Source organism: Blastomonas sp. (assembly GCF_041747255.1).
Lineage (GTDB): Bacteria > Pseudomonadota > Alphaproteobacteria > Sphingomonadales > Sphingomonadaceae > Blastomonas.
In genome coordinates, this window is the sequence record NZ_JBGTFM010000009.1 from 1 (window position 1) to 2,035 (window position 2,035).

At 60.1% G+C, this 2,035-nt stretch carries 3 protein-coding genes and 1 pseudogene; 2 read left to right on the plus strand and 2 right to left on the minus strand.

Features of this window, described 5'->3' with window-relative positions; genetic code table 11:
* Positions 1 to 193: pseudogene (locus ACEW8G_RS00410) on the plus strand (hypothetical protein); the annotation flags it as partial.
* Positions 194 to 210: 17 nt separating this feature from the next.
* Complete coding sequence (locus ACEW8G_RS00415) at positions 211 to 732, plus strand: NUDIX hydrolase (RefSeq protein WP_373486480.1); 522 nt, start codon at positions 211 to 213, stop codon at positions 730 to 732.
* Positions 733 to 840: 108 nt separating this feature from the next.
* On the opposite strand, the gene ACEW8G_RS00420 is transcribed toward ACEW8G_RS00415, so the two are convergent.
* A complete protein-coding gene (locus ACEW8G_RS00420; RefSeq protein WP_373486481.1) occupies positions 841 to 1,119 on the minus strand; it encodes an ETC complex I subunit in 279 nt (92 codons plus the stop codon).
* 58 nt (positions 1,120 to 1,177) lie between these two features.
* Positions 1,178 to 1,783: a hypothetical protein gene (locus ACEW8G_RS00425; RefSeq protein ID WP_373486482.1), complete on the minus strand. Its 606-nt coding sequence runs from the start codon at positions 1,781 to 1,783 to the stop codon at positions 1,178 to 1,180.
* Positions 1,784 to 2,035: the final 252 nt, after the last annotated feature.

The window sequence follows — 2,035 nt, forward strand, 5'->3', positions numbered from 1 at the left end:
CGCGATCAACGAAAAAGTCGCGCCCGACGTCTGGGGCGAGGCGATGGCTGACATGCTGGTCGAACTGCGCGCCGGACGTGCAGGCGAAGGCATGGCCGCCGCCGTGCGCGACATCGGCAAGGTGCTTACCGAGCATTTCCCCAAGACCGACGCCAATCCCAATGAGCTGCCTGATCGGCTGATCGAACTGTGACGGCGCGCGAGCAGACCGTGACCGAACCCGAAGAGATCGTCTGGCAGGGCAGGTTCATCACCGCCAAGCGGCGCGGTAAATGGGAATATGTATCGCGCAGCCGGGGCATCAGGGCAGCAGTAATTTTGGCGATCCACGAGGAATCGGTCATTCTGGTCGAACAGTTCCGAGTGCCGCTGGGCAAACGATGCATCGAACTGCCCGCCGGACTGATCGGCGATCATGATGATGACGGCGGCGATACGCCGGAAAAGGCAGGCGCGCGCGAGCTTGAGGAAGAAACCGGCTTCCGCCCCACGCGCATCGAGCATCTGGGCGAATTCTATTCATCTCCCGGCATGGTCACCGAGAGCTTTCACCTGTTGCGCGCGCACGATCTGACGCGGGTCAGCGACGGCGGCGGCGTAGAGGGCGAAGACATCACTGTTCACATCGTACCGCTGGTGGATTTGAACGCGTTTCTCAACGCCAAACGGGATGATGGCTGCGCGACGGACGTGAAGCTGCTGTTGTTGCTGGGTGGCGGGATGCTTGGCTGAAGGTTGCCGCTTTCATCAACAACGTTCTCCGGCGAAAGCCGGAGCCCAGGTGCCAGATTTCACTGTGGTCGCCCAGGATTCCGGCATTCGCCGAAAAACGGAACATGATCAGCGGAAATTGTCCGCATAAGCCTGAATCTTCAGGCGCCTTGGCGGGGTTTGCTCGATCCGCGCGGCGATGCCGTATTTCAGCGCATAGGCTGTCGCTGCAACAGCATCGGGAAAGAACAGCTGGACCTGCTGGCGCGTGTCGCCCGATCCGGCCCAGCCGGTCAACGGATCAGGCTTTTTCGCCTCTGCGGGCTCGAACTCAAGGATCCAGCGATCAGTATTGGCGCGGCCCGATTGCATCGCATTCTTGGGGCGCTGAAAGATTCGTGCGGCCATTGTTGTTTGTCCCGAAAAGCCTCTATGCATTGCCCATGCTACAGCGGGGCGCTCCGGGTCAAGGCCGGTGTGGGCGCGATTGCTGACGGGCGAGCATCGCAATACCAACCCCCAACAGCAGCGTCGTCAGTGTCCCTGATGCACCAGCCGGATAAACCAGCGCCATGCCCATCGCCATCCCGCCAAGATTAAGCACCATCGCAGCCAGCCCGGCAATGGCCGTGAGCGCTCCAATGACCTTGACGGCGCCTGCACCACGCAGCAAGTCCGCTGCAATGATTATGGCAGCCAGCCCAAAGAGAAACTTGCCGGCAAAATAAAGGAAGAATGCGCCTGCAAGAACCGCCTTGAAGACAGGGGCGATCGCCTCACCCGCCTCTTCAAGCGGGCCAAACATGGCAAGTCCGATGCCGACCTGAATGACGTTCAGAAGACCGCCGGCTGCGATGGCTGCCCAGCCCAGCGACAGGCGCGCATGATGTACGATCTGCGACAGCGCCACTATCGTAATACCCATAAACGCGAGCGCTTCTGCTGACCAGATGACCATGCGATTGATCTCGGCACCGGCGTTGGAAAGCGTCAGGTAAATGATCTGCGTGACCACCGTGCTGAACAGCAGCACCGCAAGCCCTTGCGATGCCCTGTTTGATGCGTTTTCCATAAACTTGCCTCCAATTGCCGAGCGATCCGGCCTGCCTTGCCAACATTCGTTCTGCAAAGGACCAAGGTTACAGGGCCTTCCGACAGTTGGCGGTCAATGCCCATGCCGCACCTTGATCGCAAGCCCCCCCCAGTGCGCATGGCCAGCTTGCAGCGATCGCTGATGCTTGCGCTCGCAAAGCAGCAGGCTAAAGTTACTGGCCATGAAAACGCACGACAGCATCCGTTATTCCGCCCTGCCCCGCTATAGTGA